The sequence below is a fragment of the Colwellia sp. MB02u-9 genome (assembly GCF_014077085.1).
Taxonomy (GTDB): Bacteria; Pseudomonadota; Gammaproteobacteria; order Enterobacterales; family Alteromonadaceae; genus Cognaticolwellia.
Genome location: NZ_JACGVF010000046.1, coordinates 1 through 310, shown reverse-complemented (window position 1 = coordinate 310; position 310 = coordinate 1). Strand labels below are relative to the sequence as shown.

At 44.8% G+C, this 310-nt stretch carries 2 tRNA genes; both read left to right on the top strand.

Annotated features, from left to right (window positions below):
• Nucleotides 1-20 precede the first annotated feature (20 nt).
• Nucleotides 21-97 (top strand) — tRNA-Arg (locus H4J65_RS00245).
• Between the two features lie 116 nt (nt 98-213).
• Nucleotides 214-290 (top strand) — tRNA-Arg (locus H4J65_RS00240).
• Nucleotides 291-310 lie beyond the last annotated feature (20 nt).

The following is a 310-nucleotide window of genomic DNA, read 5'->3' as shown; positions in this document are numbered from 1 at the left end:
ATAAAAAAACAGTTTATTGAGGACGCGTAGCTCAGCTGGATAGAGTACCTGGCTACGAACCAGGCGGTCGCAGGTTCGACTCCTGCCGCGTCCGCCACTTTTCTTTAAGTGGCTAAATAATAAAGACTAGCAAATATTGACGCTAGTTAAAAAATAAATATTGTACAAGTTCGTTATCTCCTGAACATGAGATATAAAAAAACAGTTTATTGAGGACGCGTAGCTCAGCTGGATAGAGTACCTGGCTACGAACCAGGCGGTCGCAGGTTCGACTCCTGCCGCGTCCGCCACTTTTCTTTAAGTGGCTAAA